Origin of the sequence: Leptolyngbya sp. FACHB-711, from assembly GCF_014695615.1 — a bacterium.
GTDB lineage: Bacteria > Cyanobacteriota > Cyanobacteriia > Elainellales > Elainellaceae > Leptolyngbya_A.
In genome coordinates this window covers 1-4,138 of sequence record NZ_JACJOR010000165.1, presented here as the reverse complement: position 1 = coordinate 4,138, position 4,138 = coordinate 1, and the positions used below count along the sequence as shown (strand labels likewise).

At 47.3% G+C, this 4,138-nt stretch carries 3 protein-coding genes; all 3 read left to right on the top strand.

Annotation, left to right across the window (positions count from 1 at the left end):
* Positions 1-279 precede the first annotated feature (279 nt).
* The 3 genes from H6F80_RS05720 (at position 280) to H6F80_RS05710 (ending at position 3,861) form a co-directional block, all read left to right on the top strand.
* Positions 280-1,299 (top strand): MraY family glycosyltransferase, encoded by a 1,020-nt coding sequence (locus tag H6F80_RS05720; RefSeq protein ID WP_518523525.1) that lies wholly within the window; start codon positions 280-282, stop codon positions 1,297-1,299.
* Positions 1,300-1,455: 156 nt separating this feature from the next.
* Entirely contained in the window at positions 1,456-2,760 is a 1,305-nt protein-coding gene (locus H6F80_RS05715) for a glycosyltransferase family 4 protein (RefSeq protein ID WP_190790632.1), read from the top strand.
* A 540-nt stretch (positions 2,761-3,300) separates the two neighbouring features.
* On the top strand, positions 3,301-3,861 hold the full coding sequence (locus H6F80_RS05710; RefSeq protein ID WP_190790631.1) for a PTPA-CTERM sorting domain-containing protein: 561 nt from the start codon (positions 3,301-3,303) through the stop codon (positions 3,859-3,861).
* Positions 3,862-4,138: the final 277 nt, after the last annotated feature.

The following is a 4,138-nucleotide window of genomic DNA, read 5'->3' as shown; positions in this document are numbered from 1 at the left end:
CAGTAAAGTGTGTCTGGCTTTCTTCAGTCAACGTTCAGTTTATTTTCGCAAAACTGGCTTGAATTTGTCCAAAATACTTAGTTGATGATTTATAGGCTTGCTTCTTTAGATTTTGTTCACGAATGTTTTTCGGTTAAGTACTGATTATCGTAAATTTTACTGAATAAGTGTTTGGCTACGGTGTTACAGTGCATCACCGCAAGCAGTATCTGCTGCATAGTCTTTATTGTTCACTGAGCACCTGAAATCACCATGCTCTTGACCTGCCATTCTCTGATAGTGCTATCAATTGCAATCGCGTTTGTCATCAGTTCCATCCCATTCATCAATCAGATTGCCCTCAAGCACCACAAATTTGACTTACCCTCAAATCGAAAAGTGCATCAGCGCCCGATCGCCCGTCTGGGTGGGATTTCAATTTGTCTTGGGACGCTGCTTGCGCTGGGGGTTGTCGGGCTGCTTGCAGGTGAAAGCATTTTCTCGACTGCCGTTTTCAGCAAAGTGATTTGGGTGCTGCTCGGTAGTTTTGCTTTCTTCCTGATTGGGTTAGTAGATGATCTAGTCAACTTGTCTCCAGTCTTGCGTCTAGGAATGCAGATTTCTGTTGCAAGCTGCGTTTGGCTCGCGGGCATTCGGATCGATTTTTTAACGCTGCCCGGTCTCGGGTTGACTCAGTTAGGATGGCTGAGCCTGCCGATTACCATCCTCTGGCTAGCAGGAGTGGTCAACGCGATCAACTGGATTGATGGGCTAGATGGTCTTGCTTCTGGTGTTTCCTGCATTGCCGCTGTGACGGTTGCGATCGTGAGCCTGTTTACCGGACAGGCTGCCGTTGCGCTGGTGATGCTTGCCCTGGCAGGAAGTTTAATCGGGTTTCTATTTTACAATTTCAACCCGGCTCATATCTTCATGGGCGATGGCGGTTCGTATTTTATCGGGTTTATGATCGCAGGAATGAGTATTGTCGGTCTGGTTAAAAGTGCCACGATTACGGCAATCGTTCTGCCGTTTCTTATCCTGGCAGTTCCAATTCTCGACATGGTTGCGGTCATCCTGATGCGGCTCAAAAACGGACAATCTCCTCTGTCTGCCGATAAGCGACATCTGCATCACCGTCTACTCAAAATTGGGTTGTCGCATCGCTTCACTGTGCTATTCATCTACACCTTGACGTTATGGACCGGAAGCTTGGCGATCGCCCTGGCTGGCATTCCAAACAGTCTTTTTATTGTGATTGCCACAACAGGACTGCTGGGATGTAGCTCCTGGCGTGCCTGGAGCCTGGCTCAACAGAGCTAGCCTTAGTTCCTTTTTGCGGGGTACATCTAACCATCTCTTGCCGCTGCCCTCTGCTTACAAGCAATTGTTCAGATTGCAATTAATTGTTCGCGGAGCCGTTATTCGCAGGGCAATGTTCTCAAATCCTGATCCCCACGCAAAAAGCAAATTGTTTCTATGAACATCAGCGACTGGCTAAAGAAGAACCCCCAGGTCGGCTCTAGTTTTGTGAGTTCCTCCTCCGAACTGGTTGAAGCCAAAACCCGCGTTAAGATCTCCCTAGTCAACCAATTTTTCCCCCCCGACTATGCCCCAACTGGACAATTGATCGAGGAACTCGCGAAGCAGCTTGACCGCCAGGGAGCGGAGGTGGAAGTCTTTACTGGACAGCCAGGGTATGCGTTTCAGGCAGCAAAAGCTCCTGCGTGCGAAACAATCGGTCAGGTTCAGGTGAAGCGATCACGCACATCCCAACTGTTTCCCCAACGGATTCGTGGTAAGGCGATTAACGGTGTTCTATTTAGCATTCGCGCTTTTCTCTATTTGCTAAATCCGCGACGCCAAAACAACGTTATCTTATTAACCAGCGCACCGCCTTTTTTGCCAATTCTGGGCTATCTTGCCAGTTTGTTGTTTGGCATCTCCTATGTTTGTTTAATCTATGATCTTTATCCTGATATTGCGGTTGAATTAGGCGTAATTTCGGCAGATCACTGGCTGGCGCGCTGCTGGCAGGAAATCAATCGGAAAGTATGGCGGCGATCGAAAGGCGTGATCGTGCTAAGCCCCGCAATGAAGGATCGGATAGCCAAAATTTGCCCAGAGGTGGAACATAAGGTATCAGTAATTCATAGCTGGTCAAACCCAAATTGGATTATGCCGCTGCCTAAGGAGGACAACTGGTTTGCCCAAGAGCATCAGCTCGTTGAGCCATTTACAGTGCTATATTCTGGCAACATGGGACGTTGCCACGATGTTGATACTATCTTGGATGCAGCGATTCACTTGCGGGATGAGCCAGTTCGGTTTGTTTGCATCGGTGCGGGTGCGAAACGAGAGGGGCTAATGCAAGAAGTGCAGCAACTAGGACTAAAGAACTTCACATTTCTGCCCTATCAAGATCGCCATGTGCTACCGTACTCGCTAACTGCTTGCGATGTCTCCCTAGTGAGTGTTGCAGAGGGTATGGAGAGTTTGGTTGCTCCCAGCAAACTTTATTCGGCACTGTCTTCTGGTCGTCCACTGGCAGTGATCTGCCCCCAACATTCCTATCTCAATCAGATTGTTGCTGAGGCAGAGTGCGGTGCCAGCTTCAGAAATGGTGATGGACATGGACTGGCACAATTTATCCGATTTTTGATGCACGATCGTCCAAAGGCAGAGGATATGGGTACAGCAGGTCGAGCATACTTAAAGAGATCCTTTACGCCAGAAGCGATCGCTAAACAGTATTACAAGGTGCTGCGCCGAGCGGCTGCTTAGCACCCTGGATATCCCTGAAAGCGTTAAGTCAAGTCCACATCGTCCTCTGCCTAGATAAACTTTTAATGAACTGTTTGTCAGAGGATTGCTTTCAGCTCAGGGATATTACTAAGATTCAGGTTAGGAAATGATTAAGCGATATCATTTCCCCAGGCTTTTCAGGGATTATCGCTTCTACCTCTGGTGCATTTTGGGCTACCGCAGAATTACATCCTTGTGCTAACCAGCCTGGGTACGAACTCCTTTCGTCAACCTGAATAGAGGCAGCGAATGCTTCTCTTAGCACGGGAACCAGGGTAAGTTTTGATCGACCTCGGTATCTCAGGAGCTTAACTAAAGTCCTGTGAAATCGACAGGTAAAGTGAATGTTTCCTGGTATTTTCTGGACTAGGAATGAACTGCATAATCTTTACTCATTCTCGATCAAAACGATAAATCTACTCATGTGCATCACCCCCTGTTCAAGTAAGTGGTAGCAACTCAAGTTTGTCCTTGACACTCTGCAAATTCGATAGATGCATATTGAGGTAAATCAAGACTATGAACTTCAAGACAATTAGTTTAGGTCTGGCAACTGCTGCAATTGCGGCTGGTTCAACTCTGGCTGCTGCACCTGCTCAGGCTCTCACGTTCACGCCCTCCGAAATTAAGTTCGACGTTGATACCCCTGTCGTTTTTAAGTTTGGGGGTGGGGATGCATTGTTCACTGACCAGGGATTGAACGATTTCGGTGTATTCATCACAGGTGCACCAGGTAGCACACTCATCTTCGATGGATTCAAAGATCCTGCTGATGTAGGAACAACTGTATCTTTCCTGTTTCAGGGTGGCGTATCGTATGAGCTGTTTTTGCAGCGCGGAGCAGACGTATTTCTTGCAAGTACTAATGCTTTGTTTAGCGACAACACTCCGTTCGATGGTACGCTTATCAGATTTGAAGATTTGTCCATTGGCTCCTCCGATAGGGACTTCAACGATTACCTTGTTACAGCGACCGCAGTTCCCACTCCTGCCCTAGTTCCTGCTGCGCTGGGCTTCGGCGCGGCAATGCTGCGGAAGCGCAAGAAGACTGAAGAGGACGCAACTAAGGCAAACAGCTAAGGCTACGATCGCTGTTTATGCCTAGTTATCGGGGCGGAATATTGAACCAGTAAAATCTGTGTTCATTACGGGGTTAAATTCCGGAATTTTCGCCCCGATTTCTTGAATTCTTCCTGATATTGGCTGAGTTGAATGAAGAGTGCTCTACTAATGATTTAATAACTGTTCATTCTCAATTTCAGCTGTGAAGCATCATCAGCCAATACACAATGCAGCTAAATCGTGAAAAGTTTGTGAATTCAGAATTGAATACTGAATTTTGGCAGAGGAAGCTATT

Excerpts from the sequence above, each read along its gene's own strand:
- H6F80_RS05715 (WP_190790632.1), top strand. The coding sequence starts at position 1,456 with ATGAACATCAGCGACTGGCTAAAGAAGAACCCCCAGGTCGGCTCTAGT.
- H6F80_RS05710 (WP_190790631.1), top strand. The coding sequence starts at position 3,301 with ATGAACTTCAAGACAATTAGTTTAGGTCTGGCAACTGCTGCAATTGCG.